Here is a 24,148-nt window from a genome sequence, read left to right as displayed (position 1 = left end):
CCCCTTTGGTCAAGGGCGTGGGGCAATATTTTTACACTTTTAAGCTTTTTCCAGCTCGAACGCTTTATGCAGCGCGCGCACGGCCAGTTCCATGTACTTTTCATCGATCAGCACGGAAATCTTGATCTCGGAAGTGGAGATCATCATGATGTTGATGCCCTCTTCCGACAGGGTACGGAACATTTGCGAGGCGACGCCCACGTGGCTGCGCATGCCCACGCCGACGACGGACAGTTTCGACACTTTCGCGTCGCCCGTGATGCTGGCCGCGCCCAGCGATTCGCGGTTCGCTTCCAGCACGGCCAGCGCGCGCGTGTATTCGCCGCGCGAGACGGTGAAGGTGAAGTCCGTTTTACCGTCGACCGACTGATTCTGTATGATCATGTCGACTTCGATATTCGCGTCCGCCACCGGTCCCAGGATGTGGTAGGCCACGCCTGGACGGTCGGGCACGCCGAGCACGGTGATTTTGGCTTCATCGCGGTTGAAGGCGATGCCGGAGATGACTGCTTGTTCCATGTTTGTATCTTCCTCAAACGAAATCAGGGTGCCTGAATTGGCTTCTATTTCCAGCGGCAACATCGGGTCGGTCAGCGACGACAGCACGCGCGTGGGAACGCGGTAGTTGCCGGCAAATTCCACCGAACGCGTTTGCAGCACCTTGGAGCCCAGCGAAGCCAGTTCCAGCATTTCTTCAAAGGTGATGGTCTTCAGGCGGCGCGCCTCGGAGACCACGCGCGGGTCGGTCGTGTAGACGCCGTCGACGTCCGTAAAGATCAGGCATTCGGACGCCTTCATGGCGGCGGCAATCGCCACGGCCGAGGTGTCGGAACCGCCGCGGCCCAGGGTCGCGATGTTGTCGTGCTCGTCGACGCCCTGGAAACCGGTAATGATGACAATCTTGCCCGCATCGAGGTCGCGTTTGACTTTTTCATCATCGATCGACTGGATGCGTGCTTTGGTAAAGGCGGAATCGGTCTTGATCGCGACTTGCCAGCCAGCATAGGATACGGCTTGTTTGCCGATCGCCAGCAGTGCCATCGACAATAGGCCGACGGACACCTGTTCGCCTGTCGAGGCGATCATGTCAAGTTCACGGGGATCGGGTTGATCCATGATTTCCTTGGCCAGTCCAATCAGGCGGTTCGTTTCGCCCGACATGGCGGATGGCACCACCACGATTTGATGCCCCGCGTCGTGCCACTTGGCAACGCGCTTGGCGACGTTCTTGATACGGTCAGTCGAGCCCATCGACGTACCGCCATATTTGTGGACGATTAAAGCCATAAGAGTGAAGTTTCCGCTCAAGAAGAATAAAAAAGGAGGGCTTTACTCTACATGCCGCAATGCAAAATAACAAGCTAAAAAGCGCATTAGCTCATACCAATTACATATATGGAAATAACCAATCCATGCAGTCAGGGGCGCATGGACAGCCACCTGGCGGCCACCCCGAGAGTGGCCGTGGCTGCCGCCCCTACGCTCAGCAGGACTGCCAGCGCAGGGTCACGCGGGGACGATCCAGCAAGCTCAGGCAATGGCAGTCGAGGCCAATACCAGCCGCATACAGCAATTGTTGCGCCGCACAGACAAGGGGCAGGCGTTCGCGCTCCCAGGCGGGCACGTCGAACGCCTGGTAGTGGTATTTCAGGCTCTTGGTGGGACGGTTCAGGGCCAGCTTGAGGCGCTCGCCGCCCTGGCGGAAGTCGATGGTCAAGGTCTGTGCTTGCAGCCAGGCAATATCGATGCCCTGGCCGCCCTCTGCCACCGCGTCGAAATGCAGCACGCCGCCATACGCGGGAAAGGCCAGGCTCGCCTCGCCCTGCCACGTAAATTGCTGGCCGGCTTTTTCCAGGCCGGGAATGCCGGCGTCGTCACGCTCGCGCATGCCGGCCAGGTCATTCAGCTTGGGCGTCAGGTACAAGCGGTCGCGGTGGCGCCGCACGTGGCATGCGGGATGCGTGACCAGCAACTGCGCATCGGGCCGCGCTTCCAGCAATTGCGCCAGCATTTCCGCCAGCCACGCGGTCGACGGCATGCGCAAGCCGCGCGTGCCGAACCAGTGGCGCAGCAGGTTGTAGCAGCGGTCCGCGCTCAATTCCCGCAATTTCGCCAGTTCGATGCAGTCGCCATCGAGGCACGCCGCCAGATCCTGCGTCGCCAGTTCCGTGAGCAGGCGCTGCGCCGATTGCGCATGCTGGGCGCTGCGGGCGAAGCGTTCCTGGAAGCCGGGAAAGGCCTGCGCCAGCACGGGCATCACCTGGTGCCGCAGGGCATTGCGGGCAAAGCGGGGATCGTCGTTCGATTCATCGTGGATGTGCGCGATGGCATGCTTGTCCACGTAGGCTTCGAGTTGCCTGCGCGACACGGGCAACAAGGGACGCGCCATCACCAGGTCGGGATTGCCCAGCAGCTCGGGCGCGCTGTTGGCGCCATCCATGCCGGACAGGCCCGCCGTGCCGGAGCCGCGCAGCAATTGCAGCAGCACCGTTTCAGCCTGGTCGTCCTGGTGGTGGGCCGTCAGCAGCAGGCGCACGCCATGCGCGGCGCACAGCTCGCCCAGGGCCGCATAACGGCGCTTGCGAGCCGCTTCTTCCGTGCCCGACTTCGCATTCTTTTCCAGGGTGACCTTGCGCGCCTCGAAGGCGATGCCCAGGCCGGCGCACAATTGCTCGCAGTGGGCCAGCCAGGCATCCGCATTCGGGCTCAGGCCATGGTGCACGTGGAACGCGTGCAAGGCCACGCCCTGCTCCTGCGCCCAGGCATGCGCCAGGTGCAGCAGGGCCGCGGAATCGAGACCGCCGCTGAGGGCGATGCCGACCGTTTCGCCGGCTTGCGGTCCGCAAGTTGCCAGTGCGCTGGCGAAGAGATCGGCGACGGTGGCGGTTTGTTGCTTTTTCATAAGACTCCAGGAATGCAAAGAGGGACAGGTGGCCAAACGACTCCTGTCGTCTGGCTGCCTGTCCCCGGTGTTCTTGCTGCCGGCCTGCGCCGGCGATGATTTACTCGCTCGGCGTGGTTTCCTTGAACTTGCCGTAGCTCAGCAGTTTCTCGTGGCGCGCGGCCAGCAAGTCCTTGGTTTTCATGCCCTGGAACTGGCGCAGGGTGTCGGCCAGTGCGCGCTTGAGCAAGGTCGCCATCTGCTTCGGATCGCGGTGGGCGCCGCCCAGCGGTTCGTTGATGATCTTGTCGATCAGGCCCATGGCTTTCAGGCGGTGGGCCGTCAGGCCCAGCGCTTCGGCCGCGTCGGAGGCGCGCTCGGCGCTCTTCCACAGGATGGAGGCGCAGCCTTCCGGCGAAATCACGGCGTAGGTCGAGTATTGCAGCATCAGCACGGCGTCGCCCACGGCAATGGCCAGCGCGCCGCCGGAACCGCCTTCACCGATGATGGTGGCGATCAGCGGCACTTTCAGTTCGGCCATCACATACAGGTTGTGGCCGATGGCTTCCGACTGGCCGCGCTCTTCCGCGTCGATGCCGGGGAAGGCGCCTGGCGTGTCGACGAAGGTGAAGATGGGCAGGTTGAACTTTTCAGCCACTTTCATCAGGCGCATGGCCTTGCGGTAGCCTTCCGGTTTCGGCATGCCGAAATTGCGCATGGCGCGCTCTTTCGTGTCGCGGCCCTTCTGGTGGCCGATGACCATGCACGGCTGGCCGTTGAAGCGGGCCAGGCCGCCGACGACGGACAGATCGTCCGCGTAGCTGCGGTCGCCATGCAATTCGTGGAAATCGGTAAAGATTTCATTCACGTAATCCATGGTGTAGGGGCGTTGCGGGTGGCGCGCGATCTGCGCCACTTGCCAAGGCGTCAGCTTGGCGTAGATATCCTTGGTCAGCTGCTGGCTCTTCTTGGCCAGGCGGTCGATCTCTTCCGAGATGTCGACGGCCGAATCGTCTTGCACGAAGCGCAACTCTTCGATCTTGGAATCGAGTTCCGCGATCGGCTGTTCAAAATTGAGGAAAGTCGTTTTAGTCATTGTACCTCCAGGTTTTACCGGCCACGGCGCCAGGGCGCGCGGCGTCATCTATGTTTATTTTACCGTACCGGCTGGTGCGCCGGGGGCTGTATCGGATGCGGCAGAGGCGGCTGCAGGGTCGAGACTGCGCCACAGATACCACGTCGCCACGGTGCGCCACGGCTCCCAATTGGCGGAAACTTCGCGCGCATCGCTGCGGGAAACAGGTTCGCCGGAGAAATAATTGACGCTGATGCCCTGGATCAAACCGGGGTCGTCGAGCGGCAAGACATTCGGCCGGAGCAGATTAAATATCAGAAACATCTCGGCTGTCCAGCGGCCGATGCCGCGGATCTGCACCAGTTCGGCGATGACGGCTTCGTCATCCATCTGGTCCCACTGGCTCGCGTGCACGCGCTTGGCCTTGAAATGGTCGGCCAGGTCGAGGATGTATTCGGTCTTGCGTTTGGACAAACCGCAGGCGGCCAGTTGCTCGGCGCCTGCCTTCAATACTTGCGAAGGCGTGCATTTCGGGCAAGCGGCCAGCAGCTTTTTCCAGGCGGCATCCGCCGCCTTTGGCGTGATCTGCTGGCCCACCAGCGAACGGGCCAGGGTGGTAAACGGGTCGCTATGGCCGACCAGGTGCAGGTCGCCAAATTGCGGGATGAGCTTTTTCATGATGCGGTCGCGCTTCATCAGCTCGATCTTCGCCTCTTCCCAGTAGTGCGGCACCTGGATCAGCTGCGCCGCCACCGGGGCTTCCCCGTTTTCCCTGGACGTCGCCATCATGCGCGGCGCCAGTTGGTCGAGCCATCAGGCTTGTCTTCAAGAATGATGCCTGCGGCCAACAGTTCGGCGCGGATCTTGTCCGATGCGGCAAAGTCGCGCGCCTTTTTGGCCGCGCTGCGCGCCGCGATGGCCGCTTCGATGCCGGCCGCCTCGTCCTGGCCGCCGGCGGCACCGACAGTTGCCTGCAGGAATTGCTGCGGCGTGCGTTCCAGCAAGCCGAACACGCCCGCCAGGCCCTTCAATTGACGCGCCAGGGCGGGCGCCTTGCTCTTGTTGACTTCCGTCGCCAGGTCGAACAGGGCCGCCACGGCCAGCGGCGTGTTGAAATCATCGTCCATGGCTTCGCGCACGCGCACGGCATGCGCTTCGCTCCAGTCGATGGCGCCCTCTTCCACCGCCACGTCGGCCAGCGCCGTGTACAGGCGCGTGAGCGACAGGCGCGCATCATCGAGGTGCACGTCCGAGTAGTTCAGGGGGCTGCGGTAGTGCGCGCGCAGGATGAAGAAGCGGATCACTTCGGCATCGAACTTTTGCAGCACTTCGCGGATGGTGAAGAAGTTGCCGAGCGACTTGGACATTTTTTCATTGTCCAGGCGCACGAAACCGTTATGTATCCAGTAATTGACGCTCGTATGGCCGAACGCGCCTTCGGATTGGGCGATCTCGTTTTCGTGGTGCGGGAATTGCAGGTCCGCGCCGCCGCCGTGGATGTCGAATTGTTCACCGAGCAAGGCGCAGGACATGGCCGAGCACTCGATATGCCAGCCAGGGCGGCCCTTGCCCCACTTCGAATCCCATTTGACTTCTTCCGGCTCGGACTCCTTCGACGACTTCCACAGCACGAAGTCGAGCGGATCGCGCTTGCCCGTGTTCACGTCGACACGCTCGCCCGCGCGCAGGTCGTCGAGCGACTTGCCCGACAGCTTGCCGTAGTGGGGGAAGTTGCGCACGGCGTAATTGACGTCGCCGTCGGCCCCCTGGTAGGCCAGGTCCTTCGCTTCCAGCTGCTCGATCAGGCGCAGCATCTGCGGCACGTATTCGGTGGCGCGCGGCGTGTGGTCGGGCGTCAGGATGCCCAGCGCGGCCGTGTCTTCATCCATGTACTGGGTGAAGCGCGTCGTCAGCTGGGAAATCGTCTCGCCGTTTTCCACTGCGCGGCGGATGATCTTGTCGTCGATGTCCGTAATGTTGCGCACATAGGTGACGTCGAAACCGGACGCTTTCAGCCAGCGGTAGATGACGTCGAAGGCCATCATCATGCGCGCATGGCCGATATGGCAATAATCGTAGATGGTCATGCCGCAGACGTACATGCGTACCTTGCCCGCTTCCATCGGGACGAATACCTGCTTCTCGCGAGCCAGGGTGTTGTAAATCTTTAGATTGCTCATCGTACTTTGCAAGTGGAGCGGCCGCCAGCCTGGCAAAACGACAGACAGGCGCGGACACCGGGGGTGCCGCGCCACTGAACTGCCGTGTGCGCCGAAAACTGTCGACCCGCTGTATTGTTGTTCTTGTTTGTTAGAATTGGGGCGTTAGCGGTCAAGTATAACATTGATAAAAACCATACTGGCCCGATATGAATCAGGTTTTTACGATGTTCAACCGAATTTTCACTTCTTTACAATTAAAGCAAGTTTAGAGAAAAATAACGATCAAGGACGCCTTCATGCAAGAAACCAAGTCGAAACGCCTGCCTTTCCTGGCCCGCTTTTTCACCCTGTTCGCCGGCCTGACCCTGGGCGGCGCCGTCGTGGCCGCCGCCCCCGCAAGCCCTGCGGCCGCCCTCGACCCCACGCCGCACGTGGCCCTGAAAACCAGCATGGGCGAAATCGTGCTGGAACTGAATCAGGAAAAAGCGGCGCAAAGCGTGGCCAATTTCTTGCAGTACGTCAAGAGCGGTTATTACAAGGGCACGGTGTTTCACCGCGTCATCGACGGCTTCATGATACAGGGCGGCGGCTTCGACAAGAACATGAAGCAGAAAGCGACCAAGGCGCCGATCAAGAATGAAGCGCAAAACGGCTTGCAGAACGTCACCTACAGCATCGCCATGGCGCGCACCGGCGATCCCCATTCGGCCACCGCGCAGTTTTTCATCAACGTCAATGACAATGGCGCGCTCGACTACCCTGGCCGCGACGGTTTCGGCTACACGGTGTTCGGCAAAGTCATCAAAGGCATGGACGTGGTCGACAAGATCAAGGCCGTGCCCGTGGCCGACAAGGGGCCGCACCAGAACGTGCCCGTCACGCCCGTGGTGATCGAATCGGCGACTTTACTCAAGTCCGCGCCCGCAAAACTGTAAAATAGCGTTTTTGCGGCGCCGGCCTGCCTGGCGCCGCTGAATCAATTATTCATCCAATTTATTAAGGATCATCATGACCTCCGTCATCATCACCACCAATCTGGGCAAGATCACCGCTGAACTGGACGCCGAGAAAGCGCCGAAAACGGTTGCCAACTTCCTCGCCTACATGAACGCCGGCCACTACAACAACACGATCTTCCACCGCGTCATCGACGGCTTCATGATCCAGGGCGGCGGTTTCGAGCCAGGCATGAAACAGAAGCCTGCCGACGCCACCGTGGAAAACGAAGCCAAGAACGGCCTGAAAAACGACAGCTACACCCTGGCCATGGCCCGCACCTCGGACCCGCACTCGGCATCGGCCCAGTTCTTCATCAACATCAAGAACAACAGCTTCCTCGACTACCCAGGCCAGGACGGCTGGGGCTACGCCGTGTTCGGTAAAGTCACCGACGGCAAGGAAGTCGTCGACGCCATCCGCGCCGTGAAAACCTCGCGCGCCGGCATGTTCGCCGACGTGCCAGTGACCGATGTCATCATCGAGAAGGTAGAAGCCGCTTAATTCGGCTAAGGCATCATGAATCACAGGCATTGCCGCGTTGGCGCCTCTCCATGTACATCACTTTTTGGGAGCGTTGAACGATGACAATGCCTGCCGCACTCTTTATTTCCGACCTGCACCTGCAGAGCTCGCACCCGCGCACCAGCGCCGCGTTTCTTTCTTTCCTGGAACACCATGCGCAATACGCGCAGGCACTGTATCTATTAGGCGACCTGTTCGAATACTGGGCCGGCGACGATGACCTGGAAGACCCGTTCAATGCGCGCATGACGGCCGCCATCCGCGCCGTCAGCGATGCCGGCGTGCACGTCTACTGGATCGCCGGCAACCGCGACTTTCTTGTCGGCTCCGGCTTTGCCGCCGCCGCCGGCGCCACCCTGCTCAGCGAACCGCACGTGGCCACCATTGCCGGCCGGCGCATCGTCTTGCTGCACGGCGACGCCGAATGCACGAACGACGTCAAGTACATGGAATTTCGCGCCATGGTGCGCCAGCCCGCCTGGCAAAAGCAGTTCCTGTCCATGCCGCTGGCGCAGCGCAAGGCCATCATCGACGGCTTGCGCCAAAGCAGCCGCGAACAGAATGGCGAGAAATCCATGGACATCATGGATGTCACGCCGGACGCCGTGGCACAAGTATTTGCCGAACACGCGAGCACCGTCATGATCCACGGCCATACGCATCGCCCTGCCCTGCATAAAGTCGACGAAACCTTGCGCTATGTCCTGCCCGACTGGGAATGCGACGTGACGCCGCCACAACAGCCGCGCGGCGGCTGGATCGCCATCGATGCGCGCGGCAACATCACGCGCCACGACCTGAACGGCGACATCATCGACTAGGCTTGCGCCGACCGTCGCACGGGCGTTTGTCCGATAGCCGCGCCCGCCTGGCCTTGCTGTAATGGCGCCATGCACACTGTTTTCATCGGCACGGCCGGCTGGAGCATCTCCAGCGCCGCCGCCAGCCGCTTTCCCCGCGATGGCAGCCACCTGCAGCGCTATGCCCAGGTGCTGGATTGCGTGGAAATCAACAGCTCGTTCTACCGCCCGCACCAGCCGTCAAGCTACGCGCGCTGGGCCGCCAGCGTGCCCGAGCATTTCCGCTTCAGCGTGAAATTGCCACGCAGCATCACACACGAACGGCGCTTGCGCGACTGTGCTGCCGAACTGCAGCGCTTTGCGGGAGAAGTCATGCAATTGGGAAATAAACTGGGCTGCGTCCTCGTGCAGCTGCCGCCCAGCCTGCGTTTCGAGGCGGATGTGGCCAGTGCATTTTTTCATGCGCTGCGCCAACGCTTCGACGGCATGCTCGCCTGCGAAGCGCGCCACCCCAGCTGGTTCAAGGCGGACGCGACCGAACTATTGACGAAGCAAGCGATCACGCGCGTGCGCGCCGATCCGCCCGCCGGCCAGCCAGGCCCGCACGTGCCGACCACCAGCGTGGCCTACCTGCGCCTGCACGGCAGTCCAAAAATATACTATTCGGACTATCCGGCCGACTACCTGGCGGCGCTGGCCGCCGACTTGCGCGCATCGGCGCAGGCGGGCAGCTGGTGCATCTTCGACAACACGGCAGCCGGCGCCGCCCTGTTCAATGCGTTGGACCTGCATGCGCGGCTGGCCTGAAAATACGTGTTGATTTTTTTAGGCTTAGTGTTATAGTTAACTACAACACCAACTCAATAAACCACGGAGCTTCGATGCCTACAGCATTTTTCACGCGCCGCACCGCCCCGCCCTTGTGGGAGCACATCCCATGAGCGCGGAATGGAACGACAATAGCCCCATCTACCGCCAGCTCAAGGCCAAAGTCGTCGGCATGATCCTCGACGGCGCGCTGCAACCCGGCGAAGCCCTGCCCTCGGTGCGCCAGGTGGCGGCCGATTATCAATTGAATCCCATCACGGTTTCGCGCGCCTACCAGGAACTGGTCGACGATGCCCTGGTGGAAAAACGGAGAGGACTCGGTATGTATGTCTTGGAAGGCGCCCGCGACAAATTGCTGGCCAGCGAACGCGAACGTTTCCTGCGCGAAGAATGGCCGGCCTTGCTGGAACACATTACCCGCCTGGGGCTTGATCTGGATCAACTGCTGCAGGCCAGCCGCCAGGCCGGCAGCGAAGGAGACGGCGCATGAACGCGTTGAACAAGGATAGCGTCATCAGCGCGCGCGGCCTGCGCAAGCAGTATGGCAAGCAGGTGGCCATCGACGGCATCAGCTTCGATATCGCGCCGGGGCGCATCGTCGGCCTGATCGGACCTAACGGCTCCGGCAAGACCACCACCCTGAAAGCCATCCTCGGCCTGACGGGCTTCGACGGCGAACTGTCGGTCTTGGGGCGCGATCCGCGCGTGCAGCGCGACGCGCTGATGGACGACGTATGCTTCATCGCCGACGTGGCCATCCTGCCGGGCTGGCTGCGCGTGGCCGACGCCATCGATTTCGTTGCCGGCGTGCATCCACGTTTCGACCGCAGCAAGGCCGAACGCTACCTGGCCCACACCAAGCTGGCGCCGAAGATGAAGGTCAAGGCCATGTCGAAGGGCATGGTGGTGCAGCTGCACCTGGCGCTGGTGATGGCCATCGACGCCAAACTGCTGGTGCTCGACGAACCGACCCTGGGCCTGGACATCCTGTACCGCAAGCAGTTCTACCAGAACCTGCTGGAAGATTATTTCGATGAAAACAAGACCATCGTCATCACCACGCACCAGATCGAGGAAGTCGAGCACATCCTCAGCGACCTGATGTTCATCCGCGACGGCCGGATCGTGCTGGCCTCGACGATGGAAGAAGTGGGCGAGCGCTATATCGAGGTGATGGTGGGCCCGCAACACGTCAATCCGGCGCGCGCCCTGCAGCCGATCAGCGAACGCAGCGTGTTCGGCAAGTCGGTGATGCTGTTCGACGGCGTCGCCCGCAGCCAGCTGGCCGCCCTGGGCGAAGTCCGCACGCCCAGCCTGGCTGACCTGTTTGTCGCGACCATGAAAGGATCGTACCAATGAGCATTTCCCCCATGAACAAGATGCAGTGGCTGATCCGGCGCGAACTGTGGGAGCACAAGGGCATGCTGCTGTGGACGCCCGCCATCATCGGCATGGTCATGACAGTGCTGGGCTCCCTGATGATGGTCGCCACCATCGCCAAGACGAAAATGCGCACGGCGATGACCGTCAACGGCAACGAAGTGTCCTGGAACGCCGTCTTCAGTACGCGCAGTTTCGGTCCGCGCCGCATGGAAATCATCGACACCGTCGCCAACAACTACCTCGTTACGGCCGCGCCGCTGTTCCTGGCGCTGGGTTTCCTCGTCTTTTTCTATTGCCTGAGCGCCCTGCATGACGACCGCCGCGACCGCAGCGTGCTGTTCTGGAAGTCGCTGCCCGTCTCGGACGCCCAGACGGTGTTGTCGAAAGTGGCCATCGCCCTGCTGGTGGCGCCGCTGATCGTGGCGGCCGCCGCCAGCCTGACTTCGCTGCTCTTGGTGCTGATCCTGAGCGGCGTGCTGGCGGCCAACGGCATCCACGTGTTTGCGGAACTGCTGGCCTCGCCTGGCCTGTACCTGGGACCGCTGGGCGTGTTCGGCTTGCTGCCCGTATATTTCCTGTGGGCATTGCCGACCGTTGGCTGGCTGCTGATGGTGTCGAGCTGGGCCAGGTCGAAAGTGTTCCTGTGGGCCGTCGGCGTGCCGCTGCTGCTGCTCGTCCTGACGGTCTGGGTGGGCAAGCTGACGCAGACGGAAAGCGACCTTGGCTGGATACAGATGAACGTGATCGGGCGCGCCCTGCTCGGCACCCTTCCCGGCGGCTGGTATCTGTTCGAGCCGGAACTGCAGCAGCAAATGCATGCCGCGAAGAACATGAACGTGTTCGCCAATTCCTGGTCCAGCCTGGCTTTGCCAGCCGTCTGGCTGGGTGCGGCGGCAGGCGCGGCGCTGATTTACGCCGCCATCCGCCTGCGCAGCTGGCGCGAAGAAGGCTGAGCGCGCCACCTGCGCCACCACAGACGCCCCGTCCATCGGGGCGTTTTTCATGGGCTCTGTCACCGGTATAGCCTGTTCAGTTCCACCGCCCCCTCGCGCACCTGCGCCCATATTAACTGTCGACACCGGCCTCCCAATAAACGCGTTGGACGACGAATCCCGGCTTTTCCGCCTGCCATGAAGGTGCGCCCGCTCGGTGCGCAGCCTGACTGCATCCGCTCCCCAGAATCATTATTGAAGGCAACACTGGGAGAGTTCCCACACTTGACGGTGACATAGCCAAAAGATCGCACCGAAAAGAGCGCCAATCTTCATGTTTTACTTAAAAAGCAATAACAAGGCTGGCCTAAAATGTTTCCACATGGTAACATTTTATGCTGTATTTTAATGCAATATTAAAAAACAGATATTTCGCCTCCCCTTTTCCCCCTTTTAATAAGAATACTATTTTGGAGTTCTATGCTTTTAAGAAATACATGGTTGACGGTAACTGTCCTGGGCGCATTGAGCGCATGCGGCGGCAGTAGTGAGAATGCTCCCGAAACACCCGTCAACGTTATTCCGACAGCTGCCTTGACACTCGGAGGTACGGTTGCCACCGGCACCGCGATAGGCGGCGCTCCGATCAGCATCAAATGCCAGAGCGGCAATGCCAGTGCGACCAGCACAGCCGATGGCGCCTACAGCGTGCTGATTCCATCGGCGGCACCGCCGTGCATGCTGCAGGTGACCAATCCGGTCGACGGCAGCAAATTGCATGGCGTCGCCACCGGCAGCGCCGCAAGCCAGGTCGCGAATATTACCCCGCTAACGGAAATGTCGACCGCGCGCGCCCTGCATCACGAGCCGGCAGTCTTTTTCGCCGGATTTGATCCCGCCATTGCGGCCAGCACATTAACAAGCGTCAATATGAAATCGGCACAAGCCGATGTCTCCGCCGTATTGAATTCCGCCGTCGATACCAGTTCGATAGGCGATTTCTCCGCCAGCCCATTCAAAGCCTCCACGCTCGCTTATCCGCATGCCGCTGACGGACATAATAAAGTTCTGGACGCATTAAATATCAAATTCAATAGTGCGCAATTAAGCCAGGTCGTTTCCGCGCTGGCCCGCACGGGCAGGACGGAAGACGTCAAGCGGCTGCTGGCCGACCTGACGGCCGCGCCCCCCGTGGCACATGCCGGCAGCGCGCAAAGTGTCATCACGGACACCCTCGTGACGCTCGACGCCAGTGCCAGCAGCGCTGCCGCTGGCCGCACCCTGCATTATGCATGGGTGTTGAGCGGAAAACCGGCCGGCAGCATGGCGACGCTGGCATTGCCTGACAGCGCCAAACCCACATTCACAGCAGATATTGCCGGCGACTATGTGCTGACGCTGGTCGTCAGTGATGGCAAGAGCAGCAGCGCGCCGGCCGCCGTCACGGTCAGCGCCAGTGCCGCCAATGCCGCGCCAGTGGCAAGCGCGGGCCTGGCCCAGAATGTTGTGGCCGGCACCGTGGTGAAGCTCGATGCCAGCGGCAGTTCCGACGCCAACAAGGACGCCCTCACCTATCGCTGGACATTGACGGCGCGGCCAGCCGGCAGCGGCGCCACGCTGAGTTCAGCCACGTCCTTGCAACCGGTGTTCACCGCCGATGTGGCGGGCATCTATGTTGCCAGCCTGACCGTCAATGACGGCAAGCTCGATAGTGCCGTTGCCACCGTCAGCATCACGGCAAGCGTATTGAACGCCGCGCCGGTAGCGCATGCCGGCTCCGCGCAAAACGTGGTGGCGGGCAGCCGGGTCACCCTGAACGGCAGCAGAAGCAGCGATGCCGACGGCGATATGCTGAGCTATGCCTGGAGCCTGACGTCCAGGCCTGCCGGCAGTACGGCAAGCCTGCAGGTACCGACATCGCGCTACCCGGCGTTCACTGCGGACGCGGCAGGAATATACATTGCATCGCTCATTGTCAGCGACGGCAAGCTCGCCAGCACACCATCGACGGTGACCATCACGGCGGCCAGGGCGAATGTGGCGCCGGTCGCCAACGCCGGCGAGGAGCAGACTGTCAGCACCAAGTCGGTGGTCAGGTTAAGCGGCGCGGCCAGCAGCGACGCCAATGGCGACCGCCTGACCTACCTGTGGGAAATTACCTCGAAGCCGCGCCTGAGCAATGCCAAACTCGATGATCCCACCTCTGTGGCGCCTTCCTTTACCGCCGATATCGGCGGCTACTACGGCATTTCGCTGGTCGTCAACGACGGTTTGCTGAGCAGTGCTGCAACGCGGGTACTTATCACATCGGTATCGACAGCCAAGCCGGTACCAGCGGGAACAGGTTTGATCGTGCACAGCCTGGATACCTCCAATGTACTCAACGAAAGCACCATGCTTGCCTCACTGACAACATCCTGCCAGCGGCGATTTCTTTCCATGGACCAACGCCCCGACGGCATGCTGATAGCTGTGGGGGCAGGCAGCCTCTTTGAACTAGACGTCATCGACTCGGTCTGCATCGAAAAGGGCCGCTTCCGCGACATGTTCACTTCTTTTGCGATCGACGCCAACAGCCAATACTGGAGCACCAGCCTGGTTCCGGAAGGATCCGGCGAGAACGCCGAATATTACCTGAGAAAGCAAGACGCCGACGGCAAGATAAGCAGCAGCGTACTGCTGTCCGGCGCGGCAACCTTGATCACCGGCATGGACTTTCATCCCAATGGTGATTTGCTCGGCATTGGATACCCCAAAGGGTACAGCCTCGACAACCACTGGGGCCTTGTCAGAATCAATACCACGACAGGTGTCACGACCTTGATTGCACGGCTCGATGTGCATCCTGACGGCGACATTGACATTGATCAGGCCGGCGTCATCCGCGGCATTGCCAATGGCGAAATGCTGTACATTTCCAGCAGTACCGGTGAACTGTTAAAGAAAGTGGCCATACCGGGTCACAACGCAAACGATAGGTATGGCACCGTGGTATTCGTGAAGTAAGTCCTGCAAGTCCTGTCCCATGACAGGTGGGCAAGGGGAACGCAGGGCTGACGCGCGCCTTGCGTTCCCCAGGCCACACCATCTTTCACCCGCCATGCACCAGCCGCGCATACAGTTCGGCTACGCGCGCCACGGAGATGCCGTCGCGCTGCTCCACCGCCAGCGGATGGTCGGTCGGCTCCAGCTCGATCGCCGGGCGCATGCCATCGTCGCGCAGGTGCACGCGGGTTTTCAAGTTCAGGGTATCGGGATACACGGGCAGCTGCGTGCTGAGCCAGCCGAAGAAGGGGCCGATGTGGGCGCGCCTGGCTTCATGGAAGCAGGCGTCCCAGGCATCGAAGCTGTCGCCGCTCAATGACACCCACACGCCCCAGCTGAACGGCTCGTCAACGCCATGCACGGGGATGTCGATGGTGGCGCGCACGAAGCAGTGGGCTTCGTCGACGATGCAGGCGTCGCTGTCGCGCTGGCAGCGCGCTTCGCGCTCGGCGGGCGCCATCTGCTCAAGCAGCCACGGCGCGTCGGCGCCGAAGCTGGGCATGCCCGTGTGGGTCTGTCCGCAACTGCGGCACAGGAAGGAAAAACTCATGCGCCGCTGCCGCTTTATTCGAATTGCTTGCGGAATGCCTCGAACTGCGCCGCCAGGCCATCGAAGTCGCTGCGCAATTGCAGCACTTCCTGTTCCAGCTGGGCCACCCTGCTGCCCTGCTGCGGCGCGCTGACGGCGCCGGCAAAACCGGCCGCCGTCTCGCTCTGCGCCAGCGCGGCCTCGCCGCCCAGCAAATGGCCGTAGCGCGGCTCCTTGGCGCCGGGCGCGACAGCCAGCTTCGCCACCAGCGGCGGGTATTTGTCGATCAGGAACTGCAGGCCCGACTCCACTTCCGCCACGGACTTGAATTCATGCACGCGGCCGCTGCGGCTGCGGATTTCGCCCGCCGTCTGCAAGCCGCGCAGCATCAATATCGTCAGGATGGCCAGTTTATCCTGCTCCAGCGACCACTTGATGCGCATGCGGTGTTCATACTTGGCGACGCGCGCGCCCGCCTGCGTAATGCCGTTGACAAACTTGCGCTGCATCAGGCGCTGCAGCACGTCGTACACGGTTTCCTCGGACAGGGCCATGACGGGGTCGCGGCTCGACAATTGATTGCAGCCGTTCGTCAAAGCGTTAAGCGACAGCGGATAGCTGTCCGGCGTCAGCGCTTCCTTTTCAGCCAGCACGGCCAGCACGCGGATCTCGAAGGGGTCGAGCAGATTCGGATTGTCATTGCTTTTTTCGCCTGCCGTCACATCAGTGTTCATGCCTGTATCCTTAATCAACCAGCTTGTTCATTTGCTCAGAATCAAATTTATCACATTCAGGCACGGCCTGGCAGCAGATGCCCGCCGCCTTCAGGGTGGCGAGGATGGTTTCGATGCGCTGTTCCTGCGCCACGGCGTGCGAGATCAGGCCCTGCAGGGCTTTCGACAGCGGGTCGTCGCCGTTGGGCGTGACGCCGTACGCGGCGAACAGATGCGCCGTGCTGCCCTCGCGCAGGGCGCTGACATCCTTTTGCACGATGTGCGCGGGATTGCCGACAGCCGTGGCGCCGGACGGCACGGGTTTCAATAGCACGGCGTTCGAGCCCACCTTGGCATACTCGCCCACGGTAAAACTGCCCAGCACCTGCGCGCCGGCGCCGACGATGACGCCCCGCTCCAGCGTGGGATGGCGCTTGGCGCCGCTGTGCAGCGAGGTACCGCCCAAAGTGACCCCCTGGTAGATGGTGCAGTCGTCGCCGACGACGGCCGTCTCGCCGATCACCACGCCGAAGCCGTGGTCGATGAAGACGCGGCGGCCGATGACGGCGCCAGGATGGATCTCGATGCCCGTGATGATGCGGGCGATATACGAAATGAAGCGCCCCACCCACTTCATGCGCCGCGTCCAGCACCAGTGCGCCCAGCCGTGCATGACGATGGCGTGCAAACCGGGATAACAGGTCAGCACCTCCCAGCCATTGCGGGCGGCCGGGTCACGTTCAATGATGCTGTTGATATCTTCGCGCAGGTGGTGGAACATAATGAAAATGGATAAGGTGGAACGCAAATGGTAGCGTATTCGGCGGCGTGCTGCCGGAGAGGCAGATAAACAAGCGCCGCCTCAAGGGCGGCGGCTGATTTTTTGGAAGCGCTACAAAACGTTCAATGCAACGCAGCCATGGCCGTTTTTTAGGCTTCCAGAGCGATGCGCTGGCGGCGGGCTTCGTACAGGCACACGCCCGATGCCACGGACACGTTCAGGCTCTCGACGGAGCCGAACATCGGGATGCTGACGAGGATGTCGCAGGTGTCGCGCGTCAAGCGGCGCATGCCTTCGCCTTCGGACCCCATGACGAGGGCCGTCGGGCCCGTGAAATCGGCTTCGTACAGGCCTTTTTCGCCGTCGTCCGAGGTGCCGATCAGCCAGATGCCGCGTTCCTTCAGTTCGCGCATGGTGCGCGCCAGGTTCGTCACCGTGATGTACGGGACGGTTTCGGCGGCGCCGCTGGCGACCTTGGCGGCCGTGGCATTCAAGCCCACGGCGCGGTCCTTCGGCACGATGACGGCATGGGCGCCGACGCCGTCGGCCACGCGCAGGCAGGCGCCCAGGTTGTGCGGGTCGGTGATGCCGTCGAGAATCAACAGCAGCGGCGGACCGTCGATGGCGTCCAGCAGCTCGTCGAGGTTGCGCGCCAGCGACAATTGCGAGGCAAACGCGATCACGCCCTGGTGGCGGCGCGTGCCGACGATTTTATCGAGACGCGACGAATCGACGGGCATGACGCGCACGTTGGCCGCCTTGGCGGCGGCGATCATGTCCTTCATGCGGCCGTCGACGCGGCTGGCATCGACGAAAATTTCTTCCACGGACGACGCTTCATGACGCAGACGCGAGGTGACGGCGTGGAAGCCGAAAATCATTTTATTCTTCATTATTTATCGTTTCTTCTTGCTTGTTTTTGATGCAGATACAGTTTTTGCTGCTCGTGGTGCCGCCGCAGCGGGTGCCGCGGCTGGTTTCTTGCTGCGCTTCGGTGCGGCGGCCTTGGGGGCTTCCTTGGCTTGCGCCTTGGCGCCGTTGGCACGGCCGCCGGAACCATTGCCGGACTTGCCGCCGTTGTTGCCGCTGGCCTTGATTTCATGGCGCTGCTCGGTCGCGGGACCGGGCTTGACCATCGATTTCTTCTCGCCCTTGCGCTTGCCGCTGCCGTTCGGCTTGGCCGGCGCTTCTTCGCCCGCCAGTTCCGCGTCGGTGACCAGACGCAGGTCGATCTTGCGCGTTTCCAGGTCGACACGCGCCACTTGCACCGTCAACCGGTCCGTCAGCTGGTAGCGCTTGCCCGTGCGTTCGCCGCGCAGCTCATGGCGCGCATCGTCGTACTGGAAGTAGTCGGTGCCCAGCTCGGTAACGTGCACCAGGCCTTCGACAAACAAGGTGTCCAATTGCACGAAGACGCCGAAGGTGGTCACGCCCGTGATGGTGCCGGTGAATTCCTCGCCCAGCTTGTCCTGCATGAAGTAGCACTTGAGCCACGCTTCCACGTCGCGCGACGCTTCGTCGGCGCGGCGTTCGTTGGCGGAGCAATGCACGCCCAGCGCGTCCCAGATGGTCAAATCCGTCTTCTTCGGCTTGCCGTCGGCCTTGTCCTTGGCCTGCTGCTTGCGCGTGGCGTTCGACACGTTGGTGTTCAGCACGACTTTATCGGACAGCTTCGGCTCGTATTTCTTGCCTTGCAGAATCGCCTTGATGGCGCGGTGCGTCAGCAGGTCGGGATAGCGGCGGATCGGGCTGGTGAAGTGGGCATACGCCTCGTAGGCCAGGCCGAAGTGGCCGATATTGTCCGGGCTGTAGACGGCTTGCTGCATCGAGCGCAGCAGCATCGTCTGCAGCAGGGCCGCGTCGGGACGCTGCTTGATCTGCTGCATCAGGGTCTGGTAATCCGATGCCGACGGCGTGTCGCCGCCCGTCAGGTTCAAGCCAACCTGTTTCAGGAAGGTACGCACTTGCGTGAGCTTTTCCTTGGTCGGGCTGGCATGGATGCGGTAGGTGCCTGGATGCTTGTTACGCAGCAACAAATCGGCCGCGCAGACGTTGGCCGCCAGCATGCACTCTTCGATGATCTTGTGCGCTTCGTTGCGCGTGCGGGGGATGATCTTTTCGATCTTGCCCGCGCTATTGCAGACGATATACGTTTCCGTCGTCTCGAAGTCGATGGCACCCCGCTCCGTGCGTGCTTTCAGCAAGGCGCGGTAGACGGCTTCCAGGTTTTGCAGGTGCGGCAGGATGTCCGCGCGGCGTGCCGCTTCGGGTCCCTTGGTGTTGCCCAGCACGGCGGCGACTTCGTCATATGTGAGGCGCGCGGCCGAGTGGATCACGGCCGGGTAGAACTGGTAGGCCTTCAGTTCGCCTTTGTCGCTGACGACGGCGTCGCAGACGAGGGTCAAACGGTCGACGGCCGGGTTCAGCGAGCACAGGCCGTTCGACAGCTTTTCCGGCAGCATCGGGATCACGCGGCGCGGGAAGTAGACGGACGTGCTGCGTTCGAGCGCGTCGATATCGAGCGCGTCGTTCGGCTTCACGTAATGGCTGACGTCGGCAATGGCGACGATCAGGCGGAAGCAGTTGGCGCGGCCGATCTTGACGGGTTCGCAATACACGGCATCGTCGAAATCGCGCGCGTCTTCGCCATCGATGGTCACCAAGGGCACGTCGCGCAGGTCGACACGGTCTTTCAGGTCGGCGGCGCGCACTTCGAACGGCAGCTTTTCAGCTTGCTTGAGGGCGGCGGCGGAAAAGATGTGCGGCACGTTGAATTTACGTACGGCAATCTCGATTTCCATGCCGGGGTCATCGAGGGCACCGAGCACTTCGACGATCTTGCCGACCGGCTGCTTGAAGCGCATCGGCTGCTCGGTCAGTTCGACGCTGACGATCTGGCCGGCCTTGGCCTTGCCCAGCGAACCGGTGACGAGGATGTCCTGGCCGATGCGCTGATCTTCCGGCGCCACGACCCAGGTGCCGTTTTCCTGGATCAAACGGCCGATGACGTGGGTATTGGCGCGCTGCGTGACTTCCACGATCGTGCCTTCCGGGCGGCCGCGGCGGTCGGTGCCGACGATGCGGGCCATGACCTTGTCGCCATGCAGTACTTTCTGCATTTCTTTCTCGGGCAGGAACAGGTCGGCGCTGGCGTCGTCGGGAATGACGAAGCCGAAGCCGTCGCGGTGGCTCATGACGCGACCGGCGACGAGCGCGCTCTGGTCGGCCAGGCTGAAAACACCGCTGGCGTCAGACTTGAGCTGGCCGTCGCGCTCCATCGCCTTCAGGCGACGGACCAGGACATCCATGGAATCGGCATGCACTTGCAGCGTTTTCCCGAGAGACTGCGGATCGAGAGGCGCGCTGACGCTGCGGAATATGCCGAGAATGTCCTCCCGGCTGGGGATGGTGTGGGTATTTTGGCTCAAAAGTATTTCTATAGTTGTTATTGACAGTGATCAAACGGAAGACAACGACCGATGACATCACCGTCAATATTGACACGGTGATGTCCGGTAGTGTACCGGAGGACGCCTTGGTTTGCCTAACGGACAGCGTGTCGGAAACAGTACAAGACGCCCGCCGATGAAAAAAAGGAGAAAAGCTGCGCAATGCATTTGACTTCGGCAAATATTGCTCTATAATTCTTGTCTCTTGCAGCGACAAACCTTCGCGGGAATGCAGTTGCAGGAAAGCGGTACAGGGTTGATGTGCAGTATGGAGCGAAAGCTCATCTGGCGCAAAACTCTTCAAGCCGCTATAATAGCAGAATTGTTGAGAAGTTATTTTCCAACAAGTAATCAAGCAGTAAAGCAACAAGCAGCATCAGTGCCCACGTGGCGGAATTGGTAGACGCGCATGGTTCAGGTCCATGTGCCTTCGGGTGTAGGGGTTCGAGTCCCTTCGTGGGCACCATTACCTAATTCGCAAAAGAGCCGCAGACTTTCACGAGTTTGCGGCTTTTTTCATTTCCGGCGCCAATCGATGCTGTCGGCATTCTTGACAGTTGCCAGCCGCGCAAGCGCCAAGTCCCTGATTTTAAAGCTGAGCACGCTTCTTGCCTGCAGGATGGCATCGCCATTTCCGGAGCGCTGCCATGAAACGCCTCGTCGCCGTCCTCGCCTTGACCCTGCCTGCCGGCACCATCGCCTCGCCCCTGTTCCATCTGCAGTACGTGCCCGGCACCTCGCTGCAGGCGCAGCAGGGATTCCAGGCGGCGGCCGCGCGCTGGTCGCGCGTGCTGAAAGACAATGTCACCATCGACCTGACGGTGGGTTTCAATTCACTGGGCGGCAACATCCTGGGGCAAACGGGTTCATCGGAAGCGTTTTACCGCTACAGCGACTTTCGCAGCGCCCTCGCCGCCGACGCCAGCTCCGCCATCGACCAGCGGGCGCTGGCGCACCTGCCCACGGGCGACAGCTTCGGCATGCTGATCAACCGCACGGCCAACAATCCCAACGGCCCCGGCAGCGCCCTGCCGTATATCGACAACAATGGCGACGCCAACAATCAATATCTGTCGCTGAGCAATGCGCAAGCCAGGGCCGTCGGCCTGGCGCCGCCGCCGCAATCACTGGACGGGTGCATCGGCAATTGCGATGGCTTCATCCAGTTCAACAGCGATTTCAACTTCGATTTCGATCCCGGCAATGGCATCGGCGCCGACAGCATCGACTTCATCGGCGTGGCCATGCATGAAATCGGCCACGCGCTGGGCTTTCTCAGCGGCGTGGACATCCTCGACTTCAACTCGCCGCCGCTGGGCGGGCCATACGACGATTCGGAATTCACCTACGTCTCGGGACTGGACCTGTTCCGCTACTCTGCCGAGAGCGCCGCGGCCGGGGTGATCGACTGGACGGCCGACAAGCGCGACAAGTATTTTTCGCTCGACGGCGGCGCCACGCGCGGCCCCCTGTTCGCCAACGGCGTCTACCACGGCGACGGCGACCAGGCCAGCCACTGGCGCGACAACCTGCACCTGGGCATCATGGACCCGACGGTGGCGTATGGCGAATTGCTGCGGCTGCGCTGGAACGACCTGATCGCCCTGGACGCCATCGGCTGGGATATCGCCCCGAACGCCATCCCGGCGCCAGGCACCGTCCCGCTGCTATGTCTGGCGCTGATGCTGCTGGCAGTGCAGCAACGACGCCAAATACGCTGAAAAAACAGGCAGTTTTCATAGGGAAAAGCCATTTTCGGAAGAAAAAACATGTTTCTTGAAGAAAAGTGCAAAATGTTGATTGACCGAATGCGCGCCAGCCCTTATGATTTTGTCCTCGCTGCAGAACATGCAGCGACAAGCAGCAAGCAGTAACAATGCCCACGTGGCGGAATTGGTAGACGCGCATGGTTCAGGTCCATGTGCCTTCGGGTGTAGGGGTTCGAGTCCCTTCGTGGGCACCACCAGCAGCGAGTTGTTCATCGTTGTGGTCCGCAGTAAAAAGTAGTAAGGTAGCAAAGTAGTCAGCAGCACAATGCCCACGTGGCGGAATTGGTAGACGCGCATGGTTCAGGTCCATGTGCCTTCGGGTGTAGGGGTTCGAGTCCCTTCGTGGGCACCACCAGCAGCGAGTTGTTCATCGTTGTGGTCCGCAGTAAAAAGTAGTAAGGTAGCAAAGTAGTCAGCAGCACAATGCCCACGTGGCGGAATTGGTAGACGCGCATGGTTCAGGTCCATGTGCCTTCGGGTGTAGGGGTTCGAGTCCCTTCGTGGGCACCACCAGCAACGGGTTGTTTTCGTTGTAATCCGCAGTAAAGCAGTACAGTAGTGAGATATAGAAGTAGCAGCATCAGTGCCCACGTGGCGGAATTGGTAGACGCGCATGGTTCAGGTCCATGTGCCTTCGGGTGTAGGGGTTCGAGTCCCTTCGTGGGCACCATTACCTAATTCGCAAAAAAGCCGCAAACTTTCACGAGTTTGCGGCTTTTTTCATTTCCGGATGCAAACATTGAAAATGCCGCGTGGCGTCCGCCTGCGGCATCCCCTTCCCTTACTTGGCCAGCGCCGCTTTCACGGCCTCGGCCAGGGTCGTCGTCGGACGGCCAATCAGCGCGCTCAATTGCTTGCCATGGTCTTCCAGCCCGCCCTTGGCCGCGCCCGCATCGGAATCGGCCAGCAAGTCGGCAAAGCCTTCCGGCACGCCCACGCTCACCAGCGCCGCCTTGAAGTCCGCCTGCGGCAGATCCTTGTAGACGATCGCCTTGCCCGACTGGCGCGCCACTTCGGCCGCATATTCCGTCAGGGTAAAGCCGTGGTCGCCGGCCAGTTCATAGATGGCTTGCGGCTGGGCCGCCGTCAGCACGGCAGCGGCGGCGGCCGCGTAGTCGGCGCGCGCGGCCGACGAGAAGCGGCCGTTTTGCGCCGCGCCCAGCACCACGCCGTGCTCGAGCACGGGCGCCAGGTGCTCCGTATGGTTTTCCAGGTACCAGCCGTTGCGCAGGAAACTGTAGGGCAGGCCCGCGGCGCGGATGGCCGCTTCCGTGACCACATGCTCGGCGGCCAGGCCCAGCGGCGAGGTATCGGCACGCAAGACACTGGTATAGGCCAGCAGGGACACGCCGGCGCGCTTGGCCGCGTCGATGACATTCTGGTGCTGCTGCGCGCGCTGGCCCACTTCGCTCGACGAGATCAGCAGGATCTTCGTCGCGCCCTTGAAGGCACTGTCGAGGCTGGCGCCATCGTTGTAATCGGCCTGGCGCACTTGCACGCCCTTGGCGGCCAGGTCGGCGGCCTTGGCGGGAGTGCGCACGGCGGCGATGAGGTTGGCTGCGGGAACGGATTTGAGCAGATTGGCGATGACGTGCTGGCCCAGATTACCTGTGGCGCCGGTGATGACGATCATGATTTCTCCTTGGAGGGTGGCTGGTAAAATCCTATAATAGGACTATTACTTACTTATTGTAAGTACGTACCTTTTGGTAAGTATGAAATTTCCTGTCGTTACATAACTAGCCGCGCCTGACGGCGTCAACCAGAAGGACACCCTATCATGGATACCGACACTCCCGGCGCCAGCCTGCGCGCCGCCCTCGCCCGCCAGAACCAGGGGGCCCACCTGCTGGCCGCAGCCTGCCCGTCGCGCGCCGTGCTCAGCCATCTCACGAGCCGCTGGGCCGTACTGGTGCTGGTATTGCTGTTGAGCGGCACGCGGCGCTTCAGCGAACTGCGCCGCGAAGTGGGCGGCGTCAGCGAAAAGATGCTGGCGCAAACGCTGGAAGCGCTGGCAGGCGACGGCTTCGTGCTGCGCCAGGCCTACCTCGTGATCCCGCCCAAGGTGGAATACAGCCTGACGCCGCTGGGGCGCGAGGCGGCCGAGCGGCTGGCCGTGCTGGTCGACTGGATCGAAGACAATTATCCGCGCATCGAACAGGCGCGCGCCACCCTGGCGGCAGCGCCGCAGGCGCGCGATGCGGCCTGAACGGACAGCGCTGCGGATTGCTTTTAGTAATCACTAATTATCGTTTACTCCTTCTTGCCTTGATGTAATAC

The 24,148-nt window shown here is 61.5% G+C and carries 21 protein-coding genes and 5 tRNA genes; 15 read left to right on the top strand and 11 right to left on the bottom strand.

Annotation, left to right across the window (positions count from 1 at the left end; translation table 11 throughout):
- Window positions 1-39 precede the first annotated feature (39 nt).
- From BXA07_RS22210 to cysS, 5 genes are all read right to left on the bottom strand, one after another.
- Window positions 40-1,287, bottom strand: a complete 1,248-nt coding sequence (locus tag BXA07_RS22210; protein ID WP_034756957.1) for an aspartate kinase — start codon at window positions 1,285-1,287, stop codon at window positions 40-42.
- A gap of 196 nt (window positions 1,288-1,483) precedes the next feature.
- On the bottom strand, window positions 1,484-2,902 hold the full coding sequence (gene tilS / locus BXA07_RS22205) for a tRNA lysidine(34) synthetase TilS (RefSeq protein WP_076570916.1): 1,419 nt from the start codon (window positions 2,900-2,902) through the stop codon (window positions 1,484-1,486).
- A gap of 100 nt (window positions 2,903-3,002) precedes the next feature.
- Window positions 3,003-3,977 carry an acetyl-CoA carboxylase carboxyltransferase subunit alpha gene (locus BXA07_RS22200; protein WP_034784047.1) on the bottom strand — a complete coding sequence of 325 codons (975 nt, stop codon included), beginning with the start codon at window positions 3,975-3,977 and terminating at the stop codon, window positions 3,003-3,005.
- 54 nt (window positions 3,978-4,031) lie between these two features.
- Window positions 4,032-4,742, bottom strand: a complete 711-nt coding sequence (locus tag BXA07_RS22195; RefSeq protein ID WP_076570976.1) for a DNA-3-methyladenine glycosylase family protein — start codon at window positions 4,740-4,742, stop codon at window positions 4,032-4,034.
- A complete protein-coding gene (cysS, locus tag BXA07_RS22190; protein ID WP_076570914.1) occupies window positions 4,742-6,136 on the bottom strand; it encodes a cysteine--tRNA ligase in 1,395 nt (464 codons plus the stop codon). Before cysS ends, BXA07_RS22195 begins: the two co-directional genes overlap by 1 nt.
- Window positions 6,137-6,414: 278 nt before the next feature.
- Here cysS and BXA07_RS22185 point away from each other — a divergent pair, with 278 nt between their 5' ends.
- From BXA07_RS22185 to BXA07_RS22150, 8 genes are all read left to right on the top strand, one after another.
- Window positions 6,415-7,053, top strand: coding sequence for a peptidylprolyl isomerase (locus BXA07_RS22185; RefSeq protein ID WP_170909710.1), 639 nt, complete (start codon window positions 6,415-6,417; stop codon window positions 7,051-7,053).
- Window positions 7,054-7,126: 73 nt separating this feature from the next.
- The gene (locus tag BXA07_RS22180; RefSeq protein ID WP_076570912.1) at window positions 7,127-7,618 is read left to right on the top strand and encodes a peptidylprolyl isomerase; all 492 of its coding nucleotides are present in this window, start codon (window positions 7,127-7,129) and stop codon (window positions 7,616-7,618) included.
- 86 nt (window positions 7,619-7,704) lie between these two features.
- The gene (locus BXA07_RS22175; RefSeq protein WP_083708455.1) at window positions 7,705-8,460 is read left to right on the top strand and encodes a UDP-2,3-diacylglucosamine diphosphatase; all 756 of its coding nucleotides are present in this window, start codon (window positions 7,705-7,707) and stop codon (window positions 8,458-8,460) included.
- A gap of 69 nt (window positions 8,461-8,529) precedes the next feature.
- A complete protein-coding gene (locus BXA07_RS22170) occupies window positions 8,530-9,246 on the top strand; it encodes a DUF72 domain-containing protein (protein ID WP_076570908.1) in 717 nt (238 codons plus the stop codon).
- A gap of 130 nt (window positions 9,247-9,376) precedes the next feature.
- Complete coding sequence (locus BXA07_RS22165) at window positions 9,377-9,757, top strand: GntR family transcriptional regulator (protein ID WP_076570906.1); 381 nt, start codon at window positions 9,377-9,379, stop codon at window positions 9,755-9,757.
- Window positions 9,754-10,626 carry an ABC transporter ATP-binding protein gene (locus tag BXA07_RS22160; RefSeq protein ID WP_076570904.1) on the top strand — a complete coding sequence of 291 codons (873 nt, stop codon included), beginning with the start codon at window positions 9,754-9,756 and terminating at the stop codon, window positions 10,624-10,626. The genes BXA07_RS22165 and BXA07_RS22160 overlap by 4 nt, the downstream gene beginning before the upstream one ends.
- Entirely contained in the window at window positions 10,623-11,603 is a 981-nt protein-coding gene (locus tag BXA07_RS22155) for a hypothetical protein (protein WP_083708454.1), read from the top strand. Before BXA07_RS22160 ends, BXA07_RS22155 begins: the two co-directional genes overlap by 4 nt.
- Window positions 11,604-12,062: 459 nt before the next feature.
- A complete protein-coding gene (locus BXA07_RS22150) occupies window positions 12,063-14,588 on the top strand; it encodes a PKD domain-containing protein (protein WP_139335695.1) in 2,526 nt (841 codons plus the stop codon).
- 85 nt (window positions 14,589-14,673) lie between these two features.
- Here the strand turns inward: BXA07_RS22150 and BXA07_RS22145 are convergent, their stop codons facing one another.
- From BXA07_RS22145 to rnr, 5 genes are all read right to left on the bottom strand, one after another.
- The gene (locus BXA07_RS22145; RefSeq protein ID WP_076570900.1) at window positions 14,674-15,177 is read right to left on the bottom strand and encodes a DUF2199 domain-containing protein; all 504 of its coding nucleotides are present in this window, start codon (window positions 15,175-15,177) and stop codon (window positions 14,674-14,676) included.
- 14 nt (window positions 15,178-15,191) lie between these two features.
- Window positions 15,192-15,890, bottom strand: a complete 699-nt coding sequence (locus tag BXA07_RS22140) for a YceH family protein (protein ID WP_076570898.1) — start codon at window positions 15,888-15,890, stop codon at window positions 15,192-15,194.
- Window positions 15,891-15,900: 10 nt separating this feature from the next.
- The gene (gene cysE / locus BXA07_RS22135; RefSeq protein WP_076570896.1) at window positions 15,901-16,650 is read right to left on the bottom strand and encodes a serine O-acetyltransferase; all 750 of its coding nucleotides are present in this window, start codon (window positions 16,648-16,650) and stop codon (window positions 15,901-15,903) included.
- Between the two features lie 149 nt (window positions 16,651-16,799).
- Window positions 16,800-17,543: a 23S rRNA (guanosine(2251)-2'-O)-methyltransferase RlmB gene (gene rlmB / locus BXA07_RS22130; protein WP_034756912.1), complete on the bottom strand. Its 744-nt coding sequence runs from the start codon at window positions 17,541-17,543 to the stop codon at window positions 16,800-16,802.
- Between the two features lie 3 nt (window positions 17,544-17,546).
- Window positions 17,547-20,078 carry a ribonuclease R gene (gene rnr, locus BXA07_RS22125; protein WP_076570894.1) on the bottom strand — a complete coding sequence of 844 codons (2,532 nt, stop codon included), beginning with the start codon at window positions 20,076-20,078 and terminating at the stop codon, window positions 17,547-17,549.
- A 402-nt stretch (window positions 20,079-20,480) separates the two neighbouring features.
- Here rnr and BXA07_RS22120 point away from each other — a divergent pair.
- From BXA07_RS22120 to BXA07_RS22095, 6 genes are all read left to right on the top strand, one after another.
- Window positions 20,481-20,565 (top strand) — tRNA-Leu (locus tag BXA07_RS22120).
- A gap of 181 nt (window positions 20,566-20,746) precedes the next feature.
- Window positions 20,747-21,820 carry an NF038122 family metalloprotease gene (locus tag BXA07_RS22115; RefSeq protein ID WP_076570892.1) on the top strand — a complete coding sequence of 358 codons (1,074 nt, stop codon included), beginning with the start codon at window positions 20,747-20,749 and terminating at the stop codon, window positions 21,818-21,820.
- A 157-nt stretch (window positions 21,821-21,977) separates the two neighbouring features.
- A tRNA-Leu gene (locus BXA07_RS22110) sits at window positions 21,978-22,062 on the top strand.
- A 73-nt stretch (window positions 22,063-22,135) separates the two neighbouring features.
- Window positions 22,136-22,220, top strand: a tRNA-Leu gene (locus BXA07_RS22105).
- A 73-nt stretch (window positions 22,221-22,293) separates the two neighbouring features.
- Window positions 22,294-22,378 (top strand) — tRNA-Leu (locus BXA07_RS22100).
- 75 nt (window positions 22,379-22,453) lie between these two features.
- Window positions 22,454-22,538: transfer RNA gene (locus tag BXA07_RS22095), tRNA-Leu, on the top strand.
- 111 nt (window positions 22,539-22,649) lie between these two features.
- On the opposite strand, the gene BXA07_RS22090 is transcribed toward BXA07_RS22095, so the two are convergent.
- Window positions 22,650-23,501 (bottom strand): NmrA family NAD(P)-binding protein, encoded by an 852-nt coding sequence (locus tag BXA07_RS22090; protein ID WP_076570890.1) that lies wholly within the window; start codon window positions 23,499-23,501, stop codon window positions 22,650-22,652.
- A 147-nt stretch (window positions 23,502-23,648) separates the two neighbouring features.
- Between BXA07_RS22090 and BXA07_RS22085 the strand changes: the two genes are divergently transcribed.
- The gene (locus BXA07_RS22085; protein WP_076570888.1) at window positions 23,649-24,077 is read left to right on the top strand and encodes a winged helix-turn-helix transcriptional regulator; all 429 of its coding nucleotides are present in this window, start codon (window positions 23,649-23,651) and stop codon (window positions 24,075-24,077) included.
- Window positions 24,078-24,148 lie beyond the last annotated feature (71 nt).

The organism is Janthinobacterium sp. TND4EL3, from assembly GCF_900156175.1.
In the GTDB taxonomy this organism is placed as follows: domain Bacteria; phylum Pseudomonadota; class Gammaproteobacteria; order Burkholderiales; family Burkholderiaceae_D; genus Janthinobacterium.
The sequence above is the reverse complement of the archived record's forward strand: the minus strand, read 5'-3'. Positions and strand labels throughout refer to the sequence as shown.

Bases quoted from the DNA above. Each gene is read 5' to 3' on its own strand.
- BXA07_RS22195 (WP_076570976.1), bottom strand. From the start codon at position 4,742: ATGGCGACGTCCAGGGAAAACGGGGAAGCCCCGGTGGCGGCGCAGCTG.
- BXA07_RS22170 (WP_076570908.1), top strand. From the start codon at position 8,530: ATGCACACTGTTTTCATCGGCACGGCCGGCTGGAGCATCTCCAGCGCC.
- BXA07_RS22180 (WP_076570912.1), top strand. From the start codon at position 7,127: ATGACCTCCGTCATCATCACCACCAATCTGGGCAAGATCACCGCTGAA.
- BXA07_RS22090 (WP_076570890.1), bottom strand. From the start codon at position 23,501: ATGATCGTCATCACCGGCGCCACAGGTAATCTGGGCCAGCACGTCATC.
- BXA07_RS22155 (WP_083708454.1), top strand. From the start codon at position 10,623: ATGAGCATTTCCCCCATGAACAAGATGCAGTGGCTGATCCGGCGCGAA.
- rlmB (WP_034756912.1), bottom strand. From the start codon at position 17,543: ATGAAGAATAAAATGATTTTCGGCTTCCACGCCGTCACCTCGCGTCTG.
- BXA07_RS22160 (WP_076570904.1), top strand. From the start codon at position 9,754: ATGAACGCGTTGAACAAGGATAGCGTCATCAGCGCGCGCGGCCTGCGC.
- BXA07_RS22210 (WP_034756957.1), bottom strand. From the start codon at position 1,287: ATGGCTTTAATCGTCCACAAATATGGCGGTACGTCGATGGGCTCGACT.
- BXA07_RS22140 (WP_076570898.1), bottom strand. From the start codon at position 15,890: ATGAACACTGATGTGACGGCAGGCGAAAAAAGCAATGACAATCCGAAT.
- BXA07_RS22145 (WP_076570900.1), bottom strand. From the start codon at position 15,177: ATGAGTTTTTCCTTCCTGTGCCGCAGTTGCGGACAGACCCACACGGGC.
- tilS (WP_076570916.1), bottom strand. From the start codon at position 2,902: ATGAAAAAGCAACAAACCGCCACCGTCGCCGATCTCTTCGCCAGCGCA.
- BXA07_RS22085 (WP_076570888.1), top strand. From the start codon at position 23,649: ATGGATACCGACACTCCCGGCGCCAGCCTGCGCGCCGCCCTCGCCCGC.
- BXA07_RS22165 (WP_076570906.1), top strand. From the start codon at position 9,377: ATGAGCGCGGAATGGAACGACAATAGCCCCATCTACCGCCAGCTCAAG.
- BXA07_RS22200 (WP_034784047.1), bottom strand. From the start codon at position 3,977: ATGACTAAAACGACTTTCCTCAATTTTGAACAGCCGATCGCGGAACTC.
- BXA07_RS22150 (WP_139335695.1), top strand. From the start codon at position 12,063: ATGCTTTTAAGAAATACATGGTTGACGGTAACTGTCCTGGGCGCATTG.
- BXA07_RS22185 (WP_170909710.1), top strand. From the start codon at position 6,415: ATGCAAGAAACCAAGTCGAAACGCCTGCCTTTCCTGGCCCGCTTTTTC.
- cysE (WP_076570896.1), bottom strand. From the start codon at position 16,650: ATGTTCCACCACCTGCGCGAAGATATCAACAGCATCATTGAACGTGAC.
- BXA07_RS22115 (WP_076570892.1), top strand. From the start codon at position 20,747: ATGAAACGCCTCGTCGCCGTCCTCGCCTTGACCCTGCCTGCCGGCACC.
- BXA07_RS22175 (WP_083708455.1), top strand. From the start codon at position 7,705: ATGCCTGCCGCACTCTTTATTTCCGACCTGCACCTGCAGAGCTCGCAC.
- cysS (WP_076570914.1), bottom strand. From the start codon at position 6,136: ATGAGCAATCTAAAGATTTACAACACCCTGGCTCGCGAGAAGCAGGTA.